This window comes from Paenibacillus solani, assembly GCF_050475945.1.
Lineage (GTDB): Bacteria > Bacillota > Bacilli > Paenibacillales > Paenibacillaceae > Paenibacillus_AQ > Paenibacillus_AQ solani_A.
The window spans coordinates 636,036-657,482 of sequence record NZ_JBCMXJ010000015.1; the positions used below are offsets into that span (position 1 = coordinate 636,036).

20 protein-coding genes are annotated in these 21,447 nt (G+C 48.3%); 12 read left to right on the forward strand and 8 right to left on the reverse strand.

All coding sequences use genetic code 11. From position 1 onward, the window contains the following. Nucleotides 1-58: 58 nt before the first annotated feature. The 3 genes from ABEQ74_RS17865 to ABEQ74_RS17875 form a co-directional block, all read right to left on the reverse strand. Nucleotides 59-1,252, reverse strand: coding sequence for an oxalate decarboxylase family bicupin (locus ABEQ74_RS17865; RefSeq protein ID WP_430123461.1), 1,194 nt, complete (start codon nucleotides 1,250-1,252; stop codon nucleotides 59-61). Nucleotides 1,253-1,451: 199 nt separating this feature from the next. Beyond that, nucleotides 1,452-2,006, reverse strand: coding sequence for an HXXEE domain-containing protein (locus tag ABEQ74_RS17870; RefSeq protein ID WP_430123462.1), 555 nt, complete (start codon nucleotides 2,004-2,006; stop codon nucleotides 1,452-1,454). Nucleotides 2,007-2,143: 137 nt separating this feature from the next. Continuing rightward, the gene (locus ABEQ74_RS17875) at nucleotides 2,144-2,764 is read right to left on the reverse strand and encodes a TetR/AcrR family transcriptional regulator (protein ID WP_430123463.1); all 621 of its coding nucleotides are present in this window, start codon (nucleotides 2,762-2,764) and stop codon (nucleotides 2,144-2,146) included. Nucleotides 2,765-3,087: 323 nt separating this feature from the next. On the opposite strand from ABEQ74_RS17875, the gene ABEQ74_RS17880 reads away from it, so the two are divergent. The 7 genes from ABEQ74_RS17880 to ABEQ74_RS17910 all read left to right on the forward strand — a co-directional run bounded on the left by ABEQ74_RS17880 (nucleotide 3,088) and on the right by ABEQ74_RS17910 (nucleotide 9,731). After that, the gene (locus ABEQ74_RS17880) at nucleotides 3,088-4,020 is read left to right on the forward strand and encodes a carbohydrate ABC transporter permease (RefSeq protein ID WP_430123464.1); all 933 of its coding nucleotides are present in this window, start codon (nucleotides 3,088-3,090) and stop codon (nucleotides 4,018-4,020) included. After that, complete coding sequence (locus ABEQ74_RS17885; protein ID WP_430123465.1) at nucleotides 4,017-4,841, forward strand: carbohydrate ABC transporter permease; 825 nt, start codon at nucleotides 4,017-4,019, stop codon at nucleotides 4,839-4,841. Before ABEQ74_RS17880 ends, ABEQ74_RS17885 begins: the two co-directional genes overlap by 4 nt. 73 nt (nucleotides 4,842-4,914) lie before the next feature. After that, entirely contained in the window at nucleotides 4,915-6,282 is a 1,368-nt protein-coding gene (locus tag ABEQ74_RS17890) for an ABC transporter substrate-binding protein (protein ID WP_430123466.1), read from the forward strand. 138 nt (nucleotides 6,283-6,420) lie between these two features. After that, nucleotides 6,421-7,314 (forward strand): DUF4097 family beta strand repeat-containing protein, encoded by an 894-nt coding sequence (locus tag ABEQ74_RS17895; RefSeq protein ID WP_430123467.1) that lies wholly within the window; start codon nucleotides 6,421-6,423, stop codon nucleotides 7,312-7,314. A gap of 194 nt (nucleotides 7,315-7,508) precedes the next feature. Further along, nucleotides 7,509-8,408 (forward strand): LysR family transcriptional regulator, encoded by a 900-nt coding sequence (locus ABEQ74_RS17900; protein ID WP_430123468.1) that lies wholly within the window; start codon nucleotides 7,509-7,511, stop codon nucleotides 8,406-8,408. A 162-nt stretch (nucleotides 8,409-8,570) separates the two neighbouring features. Beyond that, entirely contained in the window at nucleotides 8,571-9,215 is a 645-nt protein-coding gene (locus ABEQ74_RS17905; protein WP_430123470.1) for a TetR/AcrR family transcriptional regulator, read from the forward strand. A gap of 6 nt (nucleotides 9,216-9,221) precedes the next feature. Next, complete coding sequence (locus tag ABEQ74_RS17910; RefSeq protein ID WP_430123471.1) at nucleotides 9,222-9,731, forward strand: DUF4188 domain-containing protein; 510 nt, start codon at nucleotides 9,222-9,224, stop codon at nucleotides 9,729-9,731. Between the two features lie 146 nt (nucleotides 9,732-9,877). Here ABEQ74_RS17910 and ABEQ74_RS17915 read toward each other — a convergent pair whose 3' ends face one another. After that, nucleotides 9,878-11,164: an acyl-CoA thioester hydrolase/BAAT C-terminal domain-containing protein gene (locus tag ABEQ74_RS17915; protein WP_430123472.1), complete on the reverse strand. Its 1,287-nt coding sequence runs from the start codon at nucleotides 11,162-11,164 to the stop codon at nucleotides 9,878-9,880. 187 nt (nucleotides 11,165-11,351) lie between these two features. Here ABEQ74_RS17915 and ABEQ74_RS17920 point away from each other — a divergent pair, with 187 nt between their 5' ends. From ABEQ74_RS17920 to ABEQ74_RS17930, 3 genes are all read left to right on the forward strand, one after another. Next, nucleotides 11,352-12,806 (forward strand): PLP-dependent aminotransferase family protein, encoded by a 1,455-nt coding sequence (locus ABEQ74_RS17920; protein WP_430123473.1) that lies wholly within the window; start codon nucleotides 11,352-11,354, stop codon nucleotides 12,804-12,806. Between the two features lie 352 nt (nucleotides 12,807-13,158). After that, nucleotides 13,159-14,076, forward strand: coding sequence for a D-alanine--D-alanine ligase (locus tag ABEQ74_RS17925; RefSeq protein WP_430123474.1), 918 nt, complete (start codon nucleotides 13,159-13,161; stop codon nucleotides 14,074-14,076). A 6-nt stretch (nucleotides 14,077-14,082) separates the two neighbouring features. Continuing rightward, on the forward strand, nucleotides 14,083-15,279 hold the full coding sequence (locus ABEQ74_RS17930) for an aminotransferase class I/II-fold pyridoxal phosphate-dependent enzyme (protein WP_430123475.1): 1,197 nt from the start codon (nucleotides 14,083-14,085) through the stop codon (nucleotides 15,277-15,279). Here the strand turns inward: ABEQ74_RS17930 and ABEQ74_RS17935 are convergent. Beyond that, nucleotides 15,274-16,179, reverse strand: a complete 906-nt coding sequence (locus ABEQ74_RS17935) for an AraC family transcriptional regulator (RefSeq protein ID WP_430123476.1) — start codon at nucleotides 16,177-16,179, stop codon at nucleotides 15,274-15,276. The two genes, ABEQ74_RS17930 and ABEQ74_RS17935, sit on opposite strands and share 6 nt — an antisense overlap. A gap of 222 nt (nucleotides 16,180-16,401) precedes the next feature. Here ABEQ74_RS17935 and ABEQ74_RS17940 point away from each other — a divergent pair, with 222 nt between their 5' ends. Beyond that, nucleotides 16,402-17,277 (forward strand): sugar phosphate isomerase/epimerase family protein, encoded by an 876-nt coding sequence (locus ABEQ74_RS17940; RefSeq protein ID WP_430123477.1) that lies wholly within the window; start codon nucleotides 16,402-16,404, stop codon nucleotides 17,275-17,277. 35 nt (nucleotides 17,278-17,312) lie between these two features. Further along, complete coding sequence (locus ABEQ74_RS17945; RefSeq protein WP_430123478.1) at nucleotides 17,313-18,335, forward strand: Gfo/Idh/MocA family protein; 1,023 nt, start codon at nucleotides 17,313-17,315, stop codon at nucleotides 18,333-18,335. Nucleotides 18,336-18,505: 170 nt separating this feature from the next. On the opposite strand, the gene ABEQ74_RS17950 is transcribed toward ABEQ74_RS17945, so the two are convergent. From ABEQ74_RS17950 to ABEQ74_RS17960, 3 genes are read right to left on the reverse strand one after another with little or no spacing between them, the layout of a single operon-like run. Beyond that, the gene (locus tag ABEQ74_RS17950; protein ID WP_430123479.1) at nucleotides 18,506-19,402 is read right to left on the reverse strand and encodes a sugar phosphate isomerase/epimerase family protein; all 897 of its coding nucleotides are present in this window, start codon (nucleotides 19,400-19,402) and stop codon (nucleotides 18,506-18,508) included. A 42-nt stretch (nucleotides 19,403-19,444) separates the two neighbouring features. Next, the gene (locus ABEQ74_RS17955) at nucleotides 19,445-20,302 is read right to left on the reverse strand and encodes a sugar phosphate isomerase/epimerase family protein (RefSeq protein ID WP_430123480.1); all 858 of its coding nucleotides are present in this window, start codon (nucleotides 20,300-20,302) and stop codon (nucleotides 19,445-19,447) included. Beyond that, nucleotides 20,299-21,357, reverse strand: a complete 1,059-nt coding sequence (locus ABEQ74_RS17960; protein ID WP_430123481.1) for a Gfo/Idh/MocA family protein — start codon at nucleotides 21,355-21,357, stop codon at nucleotides 20,299-20,301. Before ABEQ74_RS17960 ends, ABEQ74_RS17955 begins: the two co-directional genes overlap by 4 nt. Nucleotides 21,358-21,447 lie beyond the last annotated feature (90 nt).

Genomic DNA, 21,447 nt, shown 5'->3' on the forward strand with positions numbered 1-21,447 from the left:
ATGGCAAGAGGAAAGAAAAGTCAATATTTGCGACGCGAATAAAGCAGGGGGGATCACATTACCTTGGGTAATGTGAATAACCTGGATATTTCACTACAGGCTGCTTTTCTTTGCGCAGCGCGCCGGTAATCTCTGTTCCGACTCTTAGATTACTCTGGACCAAATCTCGAGGAGTCAGGGCCATCCATTGATTCAAGGATATATCCTCGAATCGGTCGCTTCTGAACATTTCCAGGAACCATAGGGATTCCGTGCCTGTGTTCTGTATGTAGTGACCGAATGCAAAAGGCACATAACCGACGTCTCCCGCTCTGTAATTTAAGGTTCGTGCCGTTCCATTGCCAGCAAATACGGTCATTCTTCCTTGCCCGGTCAGGTAATACTGCCATTCATCCTGATTCGGATGCCAATGAAGCTCTCTCATGGCGCCCGGTTTAATCTCGACAAGCGCGGCTGCTATGGTTGTTGAGATCGGAAAATTGCTTGAATCCACGATTCTTACGCTTCCTCCGGGGGTTATGATTGGTTCTTGCGCTAGCAAGCGATGCTTGAAGCTGAACGGCACTTTGCCGTAAGGAGACTGGACCTCCTGGCTTTCGAGTGAACCAGGTAACCGGTCTTGAAAAATATAAACTTGTTCCTTTGGGATATGGTCAAGCGCGTTCTCCGGAACTCCGAAGTTGGCGGACAGCACGTCCTTAGGCGTATGGGCAAACCAGTCGGAAATCGACAAGGTGTTCAGGTCCGAGAAATGACCGTCGTCAAAGACAAGCAGAAACTCGCAGCCTTCTTCGAGACCCTGGATCGAGTGGGGAAGGCCAGCCGGAAAATACCACAGATCGCCTGGACCCACATCCGCGATGAAATTCCTGCCGCTTGCATCCATTGCCGTAATCCTGGCGCCGCCCCAGATCATATAAGCCCACTCCGCCTGCTGGTGCCAATGCAGCTCCCGAACGCCGCCGGGTGTAAGGCTCATATTGACGCCAGCTAGCGTGGTGGCAATCGGGAGGTCACGTACCGTAATTTCTCGTGACCAGCCGCCATGATTCAGCTGCATATGCGTGTCGGAGAACGACATTTTTAGATTAGGCATCAAGCCTGCATCTGTGACCGGCGGCACTAGCATATCGGGGTTCTCGATATCCCTCATCACATCCCGCGGCCCATAGTCCGGCCCGCCTGCTCCATCGCTGCGTATTGGTTGGGGAACATGGTGATGACTTCCTCGTTTCTTGCTCTTATCCTCCATCAATCCGTATCTCCTTCCATACGTCTCTTACGTAAAACAACTGGTTAAAGGGCTATCTCTTATGGATATGAGCCAGTTCTTGGCTAATATGCGGGAGATATGCGAGTCCCGTTGGAGATGGCTTCCGCCATGATATTTCTCATTGCAATTCGAAAAGATAGTTGGCTTTTGAAGGCGCTCCCGGAAGAACATCTAACGATTACATGCCTCTACGAATCGGTGCGATATACTTTCCTATGGTTAGACCGAACCATACCAGAAACAGAATGATGGGCAAGGTGATTAGTGTTCCGATCATGAGCACCGGGGTGGTCACGAAGCCGTCATGTATGAAGCGATAAAGTGCAAAAAAACCATAAGGCACCTCAATAAAGGCAGCCGTAATCACCCCAGGGGTGTATGTCCGAAGAACGATAGAAGCTCCCACATGCTTAACGCCGTCCAGTGCGAAAACGGCAACCAAACCGGCAAACAGGACGTTGACTAGGCTGCCGGGCTCGAAGTTTCGCGCCGTTAGGAAGGTAACACTGGTGAGCATGAAGCCAATTACAAGTACTGCAAATGTGAATTGAAGAGTAATATGCTTATCCCATCGAATGGAAACCGGATAGATCTTGGACAGCAAAGGGTTGTTGCGGTTATGTCGAAGCCACCTTTCCATTGTAATTATCTCTTCGCCGTCATGAATAATGAACATTAATGGCAGAAACCAGATAATCGACTCCAGACTCCAGTCTTGCATGAATGTAAACATAGAACTAGCAGCTCCCCTCGATTAATATTAACGTTGATGATTTAAACCCTAAAAACTGAGTAAACACTCAAAATGAAGTCGAAAAAATAGCTGATGCAGTTCTGAATCATGATACTGCTATCAGCTTTATTAGCATTCTAAGCCTGATGATCAAGCGATGAGCGCTCGTTCCACCCATGCATTAGCAGCCGGACTAATTCACGGATATAAGAATCATCATCAAATGGCAGGGCTTCTTGTCCAAGGCGGGAGTGGAGTATGCAATAGACCAGGATGGAGGAGGTCATCATCATCATCGCAACCTGAACCGTTTGTTCCGGTTGATGACTCGATCCTGTAGCTCGTTTGAGAATACTGCCTCCCGCTGTCCCGAACCCTGCGATCAGTCGCGATACTTCACTTGACACCTCAGCATCTCTTATGAGTTCAGGTGACCAAATGAGCATGAGATAATCCATGTTCGTCCGAAGGAAACCGAGGTATGCCAAGCCGTATTGAAACAGGGCTTCCTCCGCAGGAAGCATTGAAAGTTCGGCCGCGTCCTCTTGAAGTTGGGTAACAAAGGAAAAATTATTTACAAGATAGAGCAGCAGCTTCCGCTTATCTCCGAAGTGGTAGAAGATCAGCCCTTCGGCAACGCCGCTTTCGGCGGCAATCTCTTTAGTGGTCGTCGCATGATATCCCTGCAGTGAGAACAGCTTGAGAGCGGCGTTTAATATTCGTTCCTTTTTGGCATTTGGTTTGTTGGTTGTAGGCATAGGCAGATGGGTTCCTTTTTTTGATTGAAATGTCGATTCCAAAAAAAACTGAGTGTTTACTCAATAATATAATCATCATCCCCAGGAATTGTCAACCTGCACGATAGTAGATATGGAAGGTTCTAAAATTTCTTTCTGATTGATAATTATGAAGGGAGGATGCTATAGAGCATGCTGCATATGTGATGGAGAAGAGGAGAATCACATGAATTGCTTGTCTGCTTTTTGGCATGCAGTTTATGTGATTTTTTGTTTACTTTATTTGCGAATCCTTGCGTCTTTTCTTATGCAGAGCAAAATTTTCGAAGAAAGGGGAATGTCGGTTGTCTCGTAATGAAAGCGTTTTATCTGATGAGAAAGCTAAACACGTAATAGTAAGAAAAAGGCTGTGGGGTGAGCATGCTTTAGCTTATGGATTTCTGGCCCCCTCCATTATCCTGTTTGTGATGTTCTTGTTCTACCCGATGCTGAAATCGGTTTATCTCAGCATGACAATCACAGATCCGCGGGGGCAGGTTGTTGAATTTGTATGGTTGGAGAATTTCATCCGGCTCCTATCAACAGAATCTTTCTATAGGAATCTTGGCGTAACGCTAATGTTTATCTTGTTTACCGTGCCCACCTCCTTAGTATGGTCTCTGTTTCTTGCCGCCATTACCCACAACAAGCTGCGGGGGATGAAGGTATTTCAGTTTATCTTCTCACTGCCGATTGTCATTTCCGTCGGGACCGGCTCGATAATATGGTTTCTTTTATTTCATCCTACGGCGGGCATGCTGAACTATTTTCTAAGTTTCGTTCATCTCGGGCCGATTCCTTGGTTAACTGATCCTTCATGGGCTCTGATCTCCATCTCGATTATGACGATCTGGATGAACATGGGATTTCTGTTTATTGTGCTGTCCAGTGGTTTACAGGGAGTTCCCGAAGAAATATATGAGAGTGCTAAAATGGACGGCTCGGGACCGATCCGAACCTTTATTCAAATTGTGCTGCCGCTGTTATCGCCCACGATTTTCTTTGCCTTGATTGTATCAGTAATCAGTGCATTTCAAGCATTCGGGCAAATTCACATTCTGACCAAGGGCGGACCGATCAACTCTACGAACGTCATAGTCTATTCCATTTATCAGGATGCTTTCGTTAATTTCCGGTTTGGCATCGGCAGCGCACAGGCTCTGATCCTGTTTGCGATTATTCTGCTCCTTACATTGCTGCAATTTAAAGTTCTGGAGAAGAAGGTGCATTACCAATGACCCTGCGCGGAATCACTTCTTTGTTTACTTATCTGCTGCTCATACTCCTGTCTTTGGTTGTTTTATATCCGCTCATCTTTACCGTGTTCTCATCTTTTATGACCGAGAAAGAGGTAGCTAATTTTCCGCCACCGCTCTTCCCATCTAGCTTCTATCTGGGGAATTTTACGGAGGCCATCTCCGGCTTCCCGATTATTCGCTTTATTCTGAACAGCTTCATCGTCTCAACGGCTATCATGATCAGTCAGGTCATTACATCGAGTCTGGCCGCATACGCGTTTGCATTTCTGAATTTTAAAGGAAAGACACTGCTGTTCGGGCTCTTCTTGTCAACGATGATGATTCCTTGGGAAGTCACGATTATTCCGAATTATCTGACCATCAAGGATTGGGGCTGGATGGACAGCTACCAGGGATTGATCGTGCCGTTTATGGCTGGGGCGTTTGGCGTTTTCCTGCTGCGTCAGTTTTTTCTGCAGCTCCCGCGAGAGCTGTTTGATGCGGCCAAAATCGACGGGTGTGGCCATATTCGCAGTTATCTGTCCATGGTGCTGCCGCTGTCCCGCTCTTCCATTGCCACCTTGGCGGTATATACCTTTCTCACACACTGGAATCACTTCTTGTGGCCACTGCTGATCACGAACCAGGCATCCATGCGAACTGTGCAGATTGGGGTGGCTATGCTGCAGCATGCCGAGGTGATGTCATGGAATCTGATTTTGGCCGGCGTGACCATCGTATTGATTCCTTCCTTTGTGCTGCTGGCTTTTGGCGTCAAACAATTGGTGCGCGGTATTACCGCTGGGGCGTTGAAAGGTTAGTGTGGTGGTTGACCTGACATAAGCAGGTTTATCATAAGAAACATTTTACAAAACGAATGGGAAGGGGATCGCGATGAGAAGAAGAATGAGGCTGGTAAGTATCGTATTAGCTGCTGTCATGCTGGTGCTTAGCGCATGTAACATTAACATGGGTGAGGGTAAGGAACCTGCAAAAGGGACGGATACTGTGCCCAAGACCGATGTTGGCGCTCAAAAAGTGGTGTTCTGGCACGCGATGGGAGGGGCTACAACCAATGTCGTTGATCAATTGGTCGCTAACTTTAACGCATCACAGGACAAGGTGCAGGTAGAGGCAGTGTATCAGGGAACCTATGATGACCTGTTAAGTAAACTGAAGGCGTCCATGGGTACAAATGAGGGACCATCCGTAGTCCAGATGTACGAGATCGGCAGCCGGTTTATGATCGATTCCAAATTAGTAACGCCCATGCAGGAGTTTATTGATGCGGATCAGTGGGATGTGTCGCAGCTAGAGCCTAACATCAGCGGGTATTATACATTTGAGGATAAGCTGTATTCCATGCCTTTCAACTCCTCTAATCCGATACTGTATTACAATAAAGACCTGTTCAAGGATGCGGGGCTCGATCCGGAAAGTCCGCCCAAGACGTTTGAAGAACTGAAAATCGCGGCAGACACGATATCGAAAAAAGGGAAGGCGGTTGGAGCGAATTTTGCTATATACGGCTGGTTTATGGAGCAGTTGTTTGCCAATCAGGGTGCGGAGTATGTGAACAACGGCAACGGACGCGACGATCTGGCGACCGAGTCACTAGTCAATACCGAGGCTGGGGTAAAGGTGCTGACTTGGTGGAAGGATCTGATCGATTCCAAGGCAGCCAATAACCTGGGACGGAAAACCGATGATTCCAAGAAGGCATTCTCGGCCGGTCAGGTCGCCATGATTCTAGACTCAACCGCAGCTTTGAAGGGACTTGTGGATAGCGCAGAAGGCAAGTTTGAAGTAGGAACAGGCTTCCTTCCAAAACCGGAGGGAGCGGGAGAAGGCGGTGTTATCGTGGGTGGTGCAAGCCTCTGGATGATGAACAGCCGTCCTGAAGCAGAGCAAAAAGCCGCATGGGAGTTCATTAAATTCCTGACCTCTCCATCGGAGCAGGCATACTGGCATATCAATACCGGGTACTTCCCGATTACCACGAAGGCGTATGAGGAAGAGAGTGTGAAGGAGAATCTGAAGAAATTCCCGCAATTCCAGACAGCCATTGATCAGCTGCACCAGACGAAGCTGGTTAAAGCGACCCAGGGTGCCGTGATGGGCGTATTCCCCGAGGCAAGACAGATTGTGGAAGGAGCGATTGAAGAGGTGCTAAATAATAAAAAGTCACCGCAGCAGGCACTGGACGACGCAGCCAAAGAAATTACGGCCAAAATTCAGGATTATAACCGTACGGTAAAATAAACTACTTGGCGATATGCTAACCAACAATCGCTAACCAGACTAAGGTCTAGGAAAAAACTGGTCCCGGGAATCGTGTTGATTTTTTCCTCTGCGATATAATGGATATATACATAATCAGGAATGGACGTGGAGGATAGTATGAAGAAAAAGAGTATGATGGCAGTGAAAATCTCATCGCTGTTGATATTTGCCGTCTTGGTGGCATGCGATGCCGCCAATAATGCGGAGGAAGTAATACGCCGGGAGCTTGATCCATTGGCAGAAGTCGGGAATATAGCCGGAGATTCGGCGCTCGCTATCAGCGATAAAGTAAAACGGGAAGGGAAAGAGTTCGAGCTGACGACGGCTCAGGAAGCTGGAGAAGCAGAGGGGCTGGCCATCGACCATGCCGTAGGCGATATTGAGCTGATCACTGTACCCGGTAATGAGATCAAGGTAAAAACGAGAGTGTGGTTTAATGAGAGCTTCTTCAAGAATGAAAACATTCGTACCCAGGTGACAGAACAGGCCGCTACTTCCTTTAAGCTTCATGGCGGCACGCTGGAATTACTAACGCATTCCAAGGAGGATTCCAGCAAGAGTTTATGGGACTGGTCGCAGAAGAAATTTGGCGATTCGGGTTTTATGATCGATTATGTGATCGAGGCGCCGGAAAGCCTGAACCATATCCGCATTAAGAATGATGTTGGAAAAATACAGGTGAACAAATGGATAGGGGCTTTTGATCTTCAGTTGGGAGCCGGGGAAATTCAGCTTGGCCAAACTGAAGTCACGGACAATTCCAAGATCGTATCCGAGGCAGGGAGCGTGAAACTGGATCTGGTGCAGATCGATAAGGACAGCACGCTGACGGCCAGCACATCGGCAGGCAGCATTACAGCCTCGTTTGCACCGTCTATGGCATATACGCTCAATACCAAAACCGAGCTCGGACAGATTACAGGCGCAAGCCGGGGGCAGAGCGATGTGAATGGCGGCGGAGCGAAAATCTCGCTGTCTACCTCAGTCGGTTCTATTAAGGTTAATCCGTAAGTGTCATATTTCCAGGCGACGAACTTGCACTATATTATAGGCTGAATACTTAGAAGAAGTTCCAAAGCGTGAACCGCTTAAGGGATAGTCAGTGCGACTATCCCTCTTTTTGGTTTCAGGCTGTATAATAGAGCAAGGGAAATTCGAGTAGGATTTCGATAAAGCAAAATGTCTTGTTGAGGGAGGGTTATTCATTGACCTTACAGCAGTTAAAATATGTGATCGAGATCGCCAATCGAGGCTCGATGAACGAAGCGGCCAAACGACTGTTCATATCCCAGCCCAGTCTGTCCAACGCGATCAAGGATTTGGAAGAAGAGCTGCGAATTACTATATTCGAGCGGACGAATAAAGGTATCTCTCTGTCCAAAGAAGGTGCGGAGTTTCTCGGATATGCACGGCAGGTGGTAGAGCAGGCGGAGCTGCTGGAGGGGCGTTATCTGAATGCAAAGCCCTCTCCGCAGCATTTTTCGGTATCTACCCAGCACTATGCTTTTGCGGTAAATGCTTTTGTTAATCTCGTTCAGGAATATGGTCAGGAAGAGTATGAATTGGCACTTCGCGAGACGAAGACATATGAAATTATTCAGGATGTCAAAACTCTGCGGAGTGAAATCGGCATTCTATATCTTAATGAATTCAATGCGAAGGTAATCAACAGGCTGCTTAAGGATGCAGGACTCCATTTTAACAGCCTGTTTACGGCGCGGCCGCATATTTTTATCAGTATTCATAATCCACTGGCCAAGCAGTCCATCGTGACAATTGATGACCTTCAGAACTATCCTTATTTGTCCTTTGAACAGGGAGAATACAATTCCTTTCATTTCTCGGAGGAGATTCTCAGTACGTTGTCGCATAAGAAAAGCATCCGGGTCAACGACCGCGCAACTCTGTTTAATCTGCTGATCGGATTGAATGGCTATACGATCTCTACGGGAGTACTGTGCGCTGATTTGAACGGAAATGAGATCATCCCGGTTCCGCTGGATTGCGATGAGACAATCAATGTGGGATGGATTAGCCATAAAAATGCGACATTGTCCAAGCTTGGAGCTGCCTATGTAGAGGCGCTGCATGAGGCGATATCCTAGCAGACGAGATTTGGAATAAAGTTATAATCGATCAATCACCCTCAGGGCCATAGGCAGGTAAGTTGCCTCCTATGAATCCTGGGGGTTTTATACTTTACTTTGACAAAATAAATTAACTTATGTTAATTTATTTACAAGAGTTAACGAAAGGCGGTATGTACTTTGCTGTATTCGGATATTCCTTTAAGGGAATTAAAGAAAGCTACAAACAAAATCACACTGTACGAGGCGGCATTATCGTTGATGAGAGACCGGATGTTCAGCCAGGTCATGCTGGAGGACATTTGTAAGAGAGCCGAAATTTCAAAGGTCACTTTTTTTAAGTTCTATCAACGTAAAGAGGATTTGTTGATTTACTTTATGCGGATCTGGTTAACCAAGCGGGTCATCGAAATCAACGCGGAAGGAAAAAGAGGGTTTCAAGCGTTCCGGCATCTATTGTCCCAAGTAGCTAAGGAGCATCAAGTACGACCGGGCATGATGCCGAGTCTGATTTCGTTCCTCGCGGAGCAGAACATGCAGCCCTCTATGCCGGAGCTTAGTCTCGCGGAGGTATCGCTGCTCTTTCCGGGCCACGAGGAAGAGGGAAGCCAGTCGCCCAACATGTACGCTATGTTTCAGCAGTTCATGGTGGAAGAGGAGCAAGCCGGAAATCTGAATAAACACTTGACCTTGGAACAAGCCGTACAGATTTGTTTTACGATTTTTTACGGAGCGTTTCTGACGGCTCAATTGTACAATTCAACCGAAATCGGACACTTTTACGAAACACATTTGGGTCTGCTGGAAAATAAGGAAGAGGAGTGAGCAAGCATGGGCAAAGCCATTCCGGGTCGATACACAGCACACATGGACGGCCCCTTTGTTGTATTCATGATCGGGTTTCGGATTAACAAGTGGTGGGCGGTGCATAAGTGGCTGCCCGTCATGAACGCCATGCCCCCGATGCTTCAGGAACTGTACCGGAACAAGGAGGAGCTTGGCTTCATGGATGGCACCTATCATTTGTCCGGCCGTGGACTTACCCTCGTCCAGTACTGGAGGAGCTTTGAGCATCTGGAACATTATGCCCGCCACGGAGCCAATCACCTGAAGGCTTGGCGGGACTTTAACCGCAAGGTCGGAACGGGAGGGGACGTGGGGATATTTCACGAAACCTATCTGGTCCAGGAAGGCCAGTATGAATGCCTGTACAACAACATGCCGAGGTTCGGCTTGGCTAAGGCGGGGGAGCATGTACCTGCGACAGGCTATAGAGAAACGGCAAGCCGGCGGCTTGGACGTGAGAGCGATCCGGCTGTGCCCACTCCTCCGAATCCATAGATTAGAATCTAAGAAGCTGATTGCAGCATGACCGGCAGACCAGCCATAGGATAGATTCCCCCCAGGTTAAGCTCCTGTGCGAATGTCCCTAATAAGTTTAAATAGCCCCGCATTCCTAAGTGTACGAGAATGCGGGGCTATCTGAATTATGTACATAAAACCTGCTTATAGAACTTTATGGTTTCTTGCCATGAGTCCACACTTGCTTGTGCGAGTTGCTGCCTAGTTCCCGGATCCGTTGAGATTACTCGCAGATAAGGGATGCCGATGTAATGACCTGCCCCCTCATACTTGAGATGCTTGGACCTTCCGGATGGATAGGCTTGTATCTTTCTGTTGAATCCTCGCGCGGAGAGGGTGGCCGAATCCCAGCTTTCATCTTCCAGCCCCGAGACCATGAGAAGTTCGCCATGCATTTTTTCTAATGGTATGGTCGCCTTCTCAAGTAATTCCACATTCTTCGACAATCCGTCATGCCATAACCGGAGAGGGTTCCCTTTGCGGTTCACCCACATCTCTTTACATTCAAGCGCCAATTCGATTGGGTTCTCAGGTTGAAGATAAGGGAGGGGCTGCCCTTGGTAAGTCCATGCAGGTGGAAGCGTTGGCTCTTCCGTCCAAGGGACAATCCCGCAGAACGATACGGCTGAACCGTTTAAGGATACCGTTGCCATGATGTCGGGAAATAGCGTCGCTGACCATAAAGCGAGCTCGCTGCCCCGGGATGTACCATGTATTCCGATGCCTCCTGCTTGAACCTCCTTTCTTCCTTTTATCCAGTTTAAGGCGGAACCTATGTATTCTAGCGGGATCTCCCGAAGTTGTTTCGGACGTTTCTCTATACCAAAATAGGCTACAGCCAATACTGAGAAACCGTGCGAGGCCAGAAGGGCTGCGGTTTTCTCATTGATTCCTCCCTCAGACCCCCCCAGAACAATGATGGCAGGTCTCGGTTTCCGATCTTTATGATAAAAAAAGGAGCCGGTCAGCTCTTCCTCCTGAATGCCATGTTTCTCTATGTCACTGCTCATCCATTGACGGGTTATGGCCTGATGTGACACGATAATATCGGCCATTTCCAGCAGTACAACCGAGACTTGTGGCGACAATTCATCATATAGTTCAGATGGTTGATATTGATCAATATAGCATTTCATCTCTTCCGTCAAGTATGCAGGTTCCATGGACCAGAACAGGCCCATACGATCTATCCCTTGGTAAGAGCCCTGAACAGGTGATTGACGGCCAAGGTCCACGGTCCCTTCTTGGTCTGCGGTATAGCTGGCCTTGGAAGCGAGATAACGTTCGCCGTTTAATTTTTTGATCAGATGTAATGTGATGACCTCTCCAGGCTGAACACCATTGACGGATATATTGATAGGTTCATCTATTCTGGAAAGAATATCATGGATCACAATGTTTGGATGGCTCACAGTCACAAATCCCTTCATTTTTGAGTGAAGATACTATACTTCTGCTAATGAGCGATAAATCCTTTAATCGATGAGATATTCTTGGATCAGTCAACAGCGGCAAACCACGAAGGCGAAGAAAGAGGTACTCAGTGGTTCTAGTGGTACTGCTGAATTTATGCAATCATAGAAGCAAGGGGGGCATACGATGTATTCCGATTTCAGGCCGGCGAATGACCGACCAGCGTATATTCAAGTCAAAGATTACATGAAACGCTTGATAACGACAGGTGCCCTGCAAGCGGATCAAAAGCTTCCTTCCACGCGTGAGCTGAGCGCCCTGCTGCACATCGGACGAAATACGGTGCTGAGCGCTTACGCAGATTTGGAGGATGAAGGATATATTTACGCAGTCAAAGGGCAAGGTCACTTCGTGGTCCCTTCGATCAGTGGAGTATCCGTTCATCCGGTAGGTAAGCCACTGGATTGGGGGCTTCGTTTGAACGATTACGCTAGGCTGGCCGAAGAGAATGACCTGATGAAACACGGCATCCGCGCCGAGAAGGGCGCGATATCTTTTACAAGCATTGCTCCTGATGAGAAGCTGTTTGATTTGCAAAATGTAAAACGTGCCTTTTTGGACCGGATGTCGCTTGAAGGTGATGTGCTTCTAAACTATGGATACGCGAAGGGCTATAAACCGCTCATTGATTACCTCCTCGGTTATATGGAGAACAAGGGCGTGAACATTCAGGGGAAGGATATGCTGATCACAAGCGGGTTTACAGAGGCTTTAAGCTTGGTGTTATCCACCTTGAACAAAAACCATGGCCGCATTCTGTGTGAGAATCCGACCCATCATACGGCTATTAAAAATTTTAAAATGCACGGGTACGATATCACTGGTATTGAGATGGAACCTGACGGCATCAGTCTGGAAGGACTGGCGCGGGAGTTATCGAACCGACCTTACGATTTAGCGTACCTTGTGCCTTCTTATCATAATCCAACCGGGATTGTTATGTCTCATCAGAAGCGGCTGGAAGCGCTGAGGCTGCTCAATGATTACGAGATCCCCGTGATTGAGGATGGCTTTAACGAAGAGCTGAGATACTCGGGATCTCACATTGCGCCACTTGTTGCTTGCGCAGGTGGAGAGAGTAACAGCGTAATCTATCTGGGCAGCTTCTCCAAGATTCTATTTCCCGGTTTACGGGTTGGATGGGTGCTTGCCGACAAGACGCTAATTGATTATCTGGAAAGCGTAAAACGTGCCCGCAGCATTCATACATCCACCTTGGATCAATCCCTGCTTTATCAATATCTGTATAACGGCAACTTTGAGCGGTATTTAAAGAGAGCGAAGGCCGAGTATAAACGAAAATATGAGCTTGCGATCCGCTGCTGCCAGGAATGGATGCCGATGGAACGCTTGTCCGGCGACGGCGGGCTTCATGTGTTCATTGAATTTCACCGTGAATTCCGGACCAGGGAGCTGCTGGCTGCCTGTTCTGCCAAGGGCGTGGTGTTTACGCCGGGCGATATTTTTTATACAGATGGCGGGGGCCATCACACCCTGCGTCTTGGCTTCTCCCGCGTCTCCGACGAGAACATTGAGAAAGGGATCCGTATCATCGGCGAGGAGGCAAGAAAGCTGGTGTAGTGGGCTGCAACGGAGAAAGTGGAATTATTGCAGCGAAGCAGAGGAAGCTCGCTTCGGAAGCCGAATGCAGACGGGAAGTTGGTTTTGACTTCAACGGAGAAGGCGGAATTATTCTGGAGAAGCGTAGCGTTCTCCTGAAAGCTTTCCAGAGGAAAGCTCGCATCGGAAGCCAATACAGCCGTCGGATTTCAACATATGAAAATTCCAATCAGTAGAAATCTGAGGGCAACAGAGATCGGAAGAAAAATCCGCATGCGGAGTGATGATCAACATACAAGGAAAGGTCTCTTGCTGCAACGGGGAAGGCAAGGTATGCAAAGAGGTCTCACAAAACTTTTAGGAGGATTACATCATGAAGGTAGGCATCATCATGGGAGGCGTTTCATCCGAGAGGGAAGTTTCGCTAATGACTGGAGCGGAAATGATGGCTCATCTGGATAAAAGTCGCTATGAGGTTTATCCGATCGAAATTAACGATACACGTGAGCTGATCAGCAAAACGGAGGGCATTGATGTGGCCTTGCTCGCCTTGCATGGCAAATATGGGGAAGACGGGACGGTGCAAGGCACGCTTGAATCCCTGGGTATTCCGTATACCGGCAGCGGCGTGCTCTCCAGCAGTGTGTGTATGGATAAAGATTTGAGCAAGAAGCTGCTAAGATACGAAGGGGTGCCTATAGCTGATTGGATCATGGTCGGCAGTATGGAGGAGCTTGCCAACGCTGATATGGGTGAGCTCGGATATCCAGTTGTGGTGAAACCGAACGCGGGCGGGTCCAGCATAGGTACCCGGATTGTTCGTAACCCTGCTGACCTTGCACCCGCTGTCGAAGAGGCGCTGAAGTGGGACCGCTCGGTGATGATTGAGCAGTTCATCGAGGGAGAAGAGCTGACTTGTCCGGTTTTAAACGGAGAAATCCTGCCCATAGTGGCGATCAAGCCTCACTCCGAGTTCTTCGACTATACCTCTAAATACAAGGAGGGCGAAGCGGATGAACAAGTAATTGAGCTTCCTGAAGAGCTTCAGAGGCAGGTGTGTACAGTCGCACTTCAATGCTATAAATCGTTAAAGTGCAGTGTGTATGCAAGAGTCGATATCATCTTGAAGAATGGAGTTCCTTATGTTCTGGAGGTAAATACACTCCCTGGATTAACGAAGAACAGTCTACTGCCCAGAAGTGCACAAGCGGCAGGATACTCGTTTAGCGGGCTTCTGGATGCCATTATTGAAACCTCATTATTAGAACGAAAAAGCGAAGGCAAGGAGTAGAAGGATATGAAACCAACGAACAGCTTTCTGACATCAACCGTGCAAGTCATGCCGCCTTCCGGCATTAGGCAATTTTTTAATGCTGCAGAAGCGGATGATGAGGTTATTTCGCTTGGGGTGGGCGAACCGGATTTCGTGACACCGCAATGTGCGATTGATGCCTGCACACGTGCCTTGGAGCATGGTCGTACGATGTACACGCCGAATGAGGGGTTAATGGAGCTGAGGGAAGAGATTGCGGGCTATCTGCATACCGGTTTTCAGTTAAAATATGAACCGTCGAGAGAGATTCTGGTCACGGTAGGAGGCAGTGAAGGGATTGATATTACGCTGCGGGCCCTTATCTCGCCGGGTGATGAGATTATCATTCCCGTACCCGGTTATGTCGCTTATGCTCCTTTAGTGCAGTTGAACGGAGGGGTCGCTGTTGAGCTCGAGTTATCCGCAGAGGATGATTTTAAATTAACTGCAGACGCATTACAGAAGGCGATTACTCCCCGTACGAAAGCGATCGTTGTTAACTTTCCAAGCAATCCGACAGGCGCTGTGATGACGGAAGAGGATTGGCTTCCGATTGCCAGCCTTGCAGCTAAGCACGATTTGGTGGTGATCTCCGACGAGATCTATGCCGAGCTGACCTTCGGCAGTACGCATACCAGCATTGCTTCGCTGCCGGGGATGCGGGAACGAACCATTGTCATTGGCGGATTTTCCAAGGCCTTTGCGATGACGGGATGGCGGGTCGGTTACCTCTGCGGCGATGCCGACTTGGTAAGCGCGATGATCAAGATTCATCAATACACCGCGCTCTGTGCGCCGATTATGGGGCAGGTTGCGGCTATCGAATGTCTAAGGAATGGACTGAAGGATCGGGATGCGATGAAGCAGGCTTATGATGAGCGCCGAATCATGTTTGCGCAAGGTCTAAGCGATATCGGCCTAAGCTGCAGAACTCCACGAGGGGCCTTCTATGCATTTCCCAGCATAGCGACAACTGGTCTAGGGTCACAAGAATTTGCAGAGCGATTACTTCGGGAAGCAAAAGTAGCGGTGGTACCCGGTCATGTATTCGGAGCTGGAGGCGAAGGTTTCATTCGCTGCTCATATGCCGCATCGTCCAACCAATTGAGCGAAGCACTTGGCCGGATGGAACGATGGCTTGAAGTAAACACATCTGCACACCAACGACAACACGCATTATAGAATTCTTGATAATTTGCGGTAGTCGGTGGCGGTTATTCCCTCCAGCCTGCGGAAGATCCGGCTGAAATAATGTATATCCGGGTATCCGACCCTTTCGCCAACCGCCTCGATCGAGATATCGGATTCCCGGAGTAGCCGGCGTGCTTCCCGGTGACGAACGGATTGAACAAATTCACTGGGTGGCATTCCTGCAAAGCGTTTAAACAGCTTGGCGGTATGATCGGCGCTTAACATCAACTGCTCTGCAATCACTCTGTTGCTCCAGTCTTTGGCTGGAGCTTGTTCGATTTGTGTCATAAGCTCAATCAGCCTCGCGTTATGCGGCGACGTTTCCATCAAGGACTGGGAGGAATGCGTACGAAACAATTGGACCAGCACATCCAGCATAAGCCCTTTACAGGCGAGCTCATAACCAGCCGGACGCAGGGTGAATTCCTCCACGATTCGTTCCATCATCTGAACGCAGGACAGCGGAGGCGTATAGATCACCCGGGATGAAAGTGGAGGGAAGGCGGATGACACCGCCTCATGGGCGAATTTATTCACATCCAGTACAGCTTCATTCACGATCATATCTGCTTCTGTCTGGATGTCCAGCTCATCATAAAAATCGAAATGAATCCCCAGAAACCGTGCATCAGGGTGGGAAATCACCTCATTCTGGTGGTAAACACCCGAAGGTAAGAAGATCAGTTGACCAGCCTCGATCGTATATGTATTGCCGTACATTGTGGTGACCGCTGCTCCCTGACATACATAAAGAAGCTCAAAATCATAAAGTCTGCGCTGAGGGAGTGCTCCCGTCGCCATGCGCTGAAACTGAGCATAGTGGATACTGGGCGACCATTCCTTGACTGGGGCTTCTCGCTTTATAGGAAAAGAAAGGTTCACATCAACCATCTTTGATTCACTCCCACATGTAATTAAGAAGATGATACATAAACACGGAAAAATCCAAATATTCGCTTTTCTATCTAAATCAATTTGCAGAGAATTTAATTACTATATAAGTATTATTACATTCAAATACTGTGATTACAACTTAACGGAAAAAGTCAAAATAGACGTTTTCCGAACAAGGAGTTCACAGCAACTGCCTATTGATTCGAGGAGGGATTCGCGATGAAGAAAGGGATTAATATTTGGTCATTTTCCGGAGAAACATCCATTACAGACTGCATCCGGTTGGCGAAGGAAGCCGGGTTTGACGGGATCGAATTGTCACTGGACCAAACAGGAGAACTCAGCTTGCAGTCAGGTGATAAAGAAGTGCAGCGCATTACAGAGCAGCTGAAAGATGCGGATTTGGAAATAGCGGGCTTAGCAACTGGCTTGTATTGGGATTATCCGATGACAAGCGATGACCCGGCAATTCGTGACAAGGCCATGGATGTGTGTAAGAAGCAGTTGGAGCTCGCAGCCGCCTTCGGAGTGGATGCGATCCTGGTAATACCAGGGGCTGTAGGCGTCGATTTTATTCCCGGATCCGCCGTTACTGATTATGAATTGGCTTATGAGCGTGCTCAAGAGTCCATTCGCAAGCTAGTACCTTATGCGCAGAGCGCGGGCGTTTCTATCGCGATTGAGAATGTATGGAATAAATTCCTGTTGTCGCCGCTCGAATTGCGAACTTTCATTGATGAAATCGGTTCCAATTATGTCGGCTCCTACTTTGACGTAGGCAATGTCGTTCATAATGGCTATCCTGAGCAGTGGATTCGGATATTAGGCGAACGAATTAAGAAGGTCCATTTCAAAGATTACCGCAGACAGGCGGGAGGATTGCACGGTTTTGTCGACCTGTTGGCAGGGGATGTTGATTACCCGGCTGTAATGGAATCGCTGCGTTCCATCGGCTATGACAATTATGTTACGGCAGAGATGATCCCGGCATATACCCACTATTCGGAACAGATCATTTTTAATACATCTAACGCAATGGATGCGATTCTGGGTCGAACGCCAACATTGCGAAAACCAAACGTTCACCTGAGTTAAGGCCAAACATCATAACAAGGAATGGAGGAACGACAATGCTGAAAATTGGAATTTTAGGTTTTGGTTTTATGGGCCGCATGCATTTCGATAACTATGTTCGTCTGGCCGAGGAAGGTGCGGATATTGAACTAGTGGCGATCTGTGATCTGCGTATCGATGAGCTTAAAAACAGCAAAGCCAACGGCAATATGGCGACTGAGCGCGATGTATATAATCTGGATCCTTATCATTTATATGACCATGTGGACAAAATGCTAGAGCACGAGGAACTGGACATCGTGGATGTATGCTTGCCGACATATTTACATGCGGACATGTCCTGCATGCTGCTTGAGCGGGGCATTCACGTTATGTGTGAGAAGCCTGTGGCGGGAAGTTCCGAGGAAGCTTGGCGCATGGCGCAAACAGCGAAACGCACCGGAAAAACATTAATGATCGGACAATGCCTGCGTTTCTGGCCAGCTTATGAATATTTGAAAGAATGCGTAGAGGACGGACGCTACGGCAGCATCGTAACAGGCGAATTCTTCCGGGGTTCGGAGCCGCCTCAAGGCTGGTTCCTGGAAGGGGACAAAAGCGGAGGCTGCATTACCGATATGCATGTGCATGACGTAGACATGATTCACTGGTTGATGGGCAAACCTGAGCGGGTATCGACGTTTGCCAAAACGGTCATTGAGGGAAGTTTGTATGATACCGTATCTACTCACTACAGTTACCCGGATGGCAAAATAATTAACGCCCATGCCGATTGGACGCTGCACGGAGAACATGGATTTTATATGGGATACCGTGTAAATATGGAGCAGGCTACACTTGTATTCGAGAATGGGGAATTGAAAGTGTATCCAGAAGACGCACCAGGCTTTACAGCCGAGCTGTCTCAAGACTCCGGCTATTACCGCGAGCTTCGTTATTTTATTGAGCATGTTGCAAAAGGACAGCCGGTTTCCGTATGTACACCGGAAAGCGCAGCCGGATCACTGGAGATTATTGAAGCTGAAATTCGGTCGGCCAGAGCGAATGGGGCTTTAGAGATGGTATCCACAAAGGCATAGTAAACCTAATCCTTCATAACTTCTCGCAACAAAGTGAAGAATGACAAAAAACCAGCCGATCCGGATTCCGGATCGGCTGGTTTGATTAAAATATAAGGTGCGACTCTGCTTCCACAGAACGATGGTTATAGTCCTGCTAATTACAGTCGGAACTCTTGCTGACGAACAGTCTAGGCTCTGAACGTTTTTAAGAAGTCTACCGCAAGCTTGATGTCGGCTTCAGGACTCGCTTTTACCTCGCGTTCGATTGTCAGATAGCCTGTATAGCCAATATCCTTAAGAGCTTGCAGGTATGCGTTCCAGTTAACGCCGCCTTCTCCAAGCGGTACCTCACGGAACTTCTCGCCGGATTCCGCCATGTCTGCAATTTTGTCATGGTCAAGCGCAGGTGCCTCGTATCCGAAATCGCCATATACATCGCGAGGATCGATATAATCGGCCAGCTTAATGCCGTCTTTCGCATGTGTATGAACAATATAATCCTTCAGGGTATATACGCCTTGTACCGGGTCATCCCCTGTGACCATAACCATATTGGCCGGGTCAAAGTTCACGGATACGCCGTTGGAACCCAGGCCGTCCAGGAATGACTTCAGGTGAGCGGAAGGCTCAGGACCTGTTTCGATGGCAAAGAATGCGTTCATGGATTTAGCGAAGGAACTAAGCTCCATACAAGCATTATGCATCGTTTCATAGACGCGGCCGTTATGATCCTGCGGAACAATACCGATATGGGTGGTGATGATATTGGTTCCTAGTTCCAGGCCGAGCTCCATGATACGTTTGGATTTCTCGATTTTGGCTGCATTTTCAGCAGGATCCTGGAAGCCGTGCCCGCCAAGGTCACCGACGAGGGCGGAGATTTCAAGGCCTAGCGAATCAATATAATCCTTCAATTCTTTTCGCGCGGAAGTAGAGAGGTTAGCTGGATCCATTTCACCGTGAACGGCATAAATCTGTACGCCGTCAGCTCCAACCTCCCGTGCTTTAACAAGACCTTCTCTTACGCCAACCCGAAAGCTGTCAACAATAACGCCAATTTTATTCGGCATGATAGGCTTTGTCATCGTTATATCCTCCTCATATCATATATATATGATCTATTGAATTTAGACTTCATTCCATACTTTGCGGACGTATTCCAATCCAAACTTGGCGCCAGTGCGGCAGTCTTCCATTCCTTCGAACTCAATTGAGATATAACCGTCATAACCCGATTCCTTCACAATGCGTATAACTTCCGGCATATCAATGTCGCCTTGACCGACAATGGCGCCGCGCAGCCAATTGCCGCTGGAGGTATTGAACCAGCCCGAACCTGGTGCCCGGTTAGCCGGTCGATAATAGAAGTCCTTGAAGTGAACCATTGAAGCCAGGCCGATGTTGTTCTTGACAGCTACCGTGGATACCTCGTCTGCACAGAGGAAGTTTCCGATATCGAGCGTCGTTTTAAAGTTAGGGTGATTCACAGTTTGAACGAGCGCCTTCACGCGGTCGCTGTGTTGAATGAAATATCCGTGGTTTTCTACACTGGTTGTGATACCGCGCTCTGCTGCATAATCCGCGATGATACGGCAAGCATTGGCCATCCGGGGGAGCTCCTCCAGGAAATGAGTGATCGACAGGTCCTTGGAAGATCCCACATCATGGCGCATCAGTTTGACGCCAAGAGCTGCCGCGATGTCCACTTCGCCTTTGACTCTTTCAATCTCAGCTTCATAAGCAGCATCATCCAATTCGGCGAAATTGGCACCGATTGCATAGTTGGAAATCTCAATTCCTTTGGAAGCTGCATGGGACTTGATGGTATCGATCAATGCTGGTGTTTCCTTCAGATTAAAACCGAGCGGAACAATTTCAATATGCTCTCCGCCGATTTCTGCAACGTAGTCGATGACGTCGGTAATGGTCATTTCACCTTTGTTCATAGCCTGGTACAGGCTGTATGAGCTTACTCCGAGTTTCATAGCAGAACTTCAGCTCCTTTTTCGGCGGATTCATAGATACCGCACAGAATTTTCATGATTTCCACACCGTCTTCAACTGGGCTGAGCGGTGTTGTACCGTTCTCAATGCTGGAAATGAAGTGATTGACTTCGCTTTGGAAAGCAGCGTCGAAATCAAATCCTTTGTTGTCTGTCTGCGGCTGGATATTGACGATGGTATCATGCTTCTCTGTAACGATGACCACTTCAGGATCAATCTCGAAGCCGCCCTTGTCTCCGAATAATTTAACGGATTGCTGATTGTCCTTCGAATGGAGCGTAAAGCTCACATCTACCAGCAGCGAAGCTCCGTTCTCAAAACGAATCATCGCGTTCGCCATATCTTCTACCGTATTCTTCTCCGCATCATAATCAGCCGCCTTGTAGAAGGACAGATTACGGACGTTGGAACGGTTGCCGAGCTTCCGGTATGTATTGGCACTGACAGCAACCGGTTTCGGACGGCCCATCATGTACCAGCACAGGTCAATGACATGCACACCGATATCAATCAGTGGCCCGCCGCCGGAACGTTCAATGTCAGAGAACCAGCCGCCAGGATTGCCGAGACGACGGATGGAGGAAGCCTTCGCAAAATAAATCTCACCGAATTCCCCTTTATCTGCGAACTCGCGGAGCATTTGAGCGTTAGGGTCATAACGTCTTACGAAACCGACTTGAAGCAGCTTGCCTGAAGATTTCACGGCCTCCTGGACTTTAAGCGCTTCCTCAACCGTGCGGCAGAGAGGTTTCTCAACCAGTACGTGTTTGCCAGCGTTGAGTGCCGCGATACTAATCTCGGCATGTGTGTTGTTCCAGGTACAGATGCTTACGGCATCGATTTCCGGATCAGCCAGCAGTTCGTTGTAGTCTGTATAGACCTTGGTAGCGCCATATTTTTCAGCAGCACGCTGTGCCCGCTCTTCATTTAAGTCACATACAGCGAGCAAGTTTGCGTTCGCATGTTTTTGATAGGATTGCAAATGCATAGCGGAGATCGATCCAGTACCGATGACGCCAACATTAATAGATTTCATGATTTCATTTCACTCCTCAGATTTTACTGCATTACACTTTCGTATTATAATGCTTTTAGAGGAAGAAACCATGATAAAGCGTGCTGTTTG

Coding starts and splice junctions, on each gene's coding strand:
- ABEQ74_RS17910 (WP_430123471.1), top strand. CDS start 9,222: ATGGGCAAAGCCATTCCGGGTCGATACACAGCACACATGGACGGCCCC.
- ABEQ74_RS17875 (WP_430123463.1), bottom strand. CDS start 2,764: ATGCCTACAACCAACAAACCAAATGCCAAAAAGGAACGAATATTAAAC.
- ABEQ74_RS17955 (WP_430123480.1), bottom strand. CDS start 20,302: ATGAAACTCGGAGTAAGCTCATACAGCCTGTACCAGGCTATGAACAAA.
- ABEQ74_RS17950 (WP_430123479.1), bottom strand. CDS start 19,402: ATGACAAAGCCTATCATGCCGAATAAAATTGGCGTTATTGTTGACAGC.
- ABEQ74_RS17870 (WP_430123462.1), bottom strand. CDS start 2,006: ATGTTTACATTCATGCAAGACTGGAGTCTGGAGTCGATTATCTGGTTT.
- ABEQ74_RS17940 (WP_430123477.1), top strand. CDS start 16,402: ATGAAGAAAGGGATTAATATTTGGTCATTTTCCGGAGAAACATCCATT.
- ABEQ74_RS17890 (WP_430123466.1), top strand. CDS start 4,915: ATGAGAAGAAGAATGAGGCTGGTAAGTATCGTATTAGCTGCTGTCATG.
- ABEQ74_RS17925 (WP_430123474.1), top strand. CDS start 13,159: ATGAAGGTAGGCATCATCATGGGAGGCGTTTCATCCGAGAGGGAAGTT.
- ABEQ74_RS17895 (WP_430123467.1), top strand. CDS start 6,421: ATGAAGAAAAAGAGTATGATGGCAGTGAAAATCTCATCGCTGTTGATA.
- ABEQ74_RS17885 (WP_430123465.1), top strand. CDS start 4,017: ATGACCCTGCGCGGAATCACTTCTTTGTTTACTTATCTGCTGCTCATA.
- ABEQ74_RS17930 (WP_430123475.1), top strand. CDS start 14,083: ATGAAACCAACGAACAGCTTTCTGACATCAACCGTGCAAGTCATGCCG.
- ABEQ74_RS17920 (WP_430123473.1), top strand. CDS start 11,352: ATGTATTCCGATTTCAGGCCGGCGAATGACCGACCAGCGTATATTCAA.
- ABEQ74_RS17960 (WP_430123481.1), bottom strand. CDS start 21,357: ATGAAATCTATTAATGTTGGCGTCATCGGTACTGGATCGATCTCCGCT.
- ABEQ74_RS17865 (WP_430123461.1), bottom strand. CDS start 1,252: ATGGAGGATAAGAGCAAGAAACGAGGAAGTCATCACCATGTTCCCCAA.
- ABEQ74_RS17935 (WP_430123476.1), bottom strand. CDS start 16,179: ATGGTTGATGTGAACCTTTCTTTTCCTATAAAGCGAGAAGCCCCAGTC.
- ABEQ74_RS17945 (WP_430123478.1), top strand. CDS start 17,313: ATGCTGAAAATTGGAATTTTAGGTTTTGGTTTTATGGGCCGCATGCAT.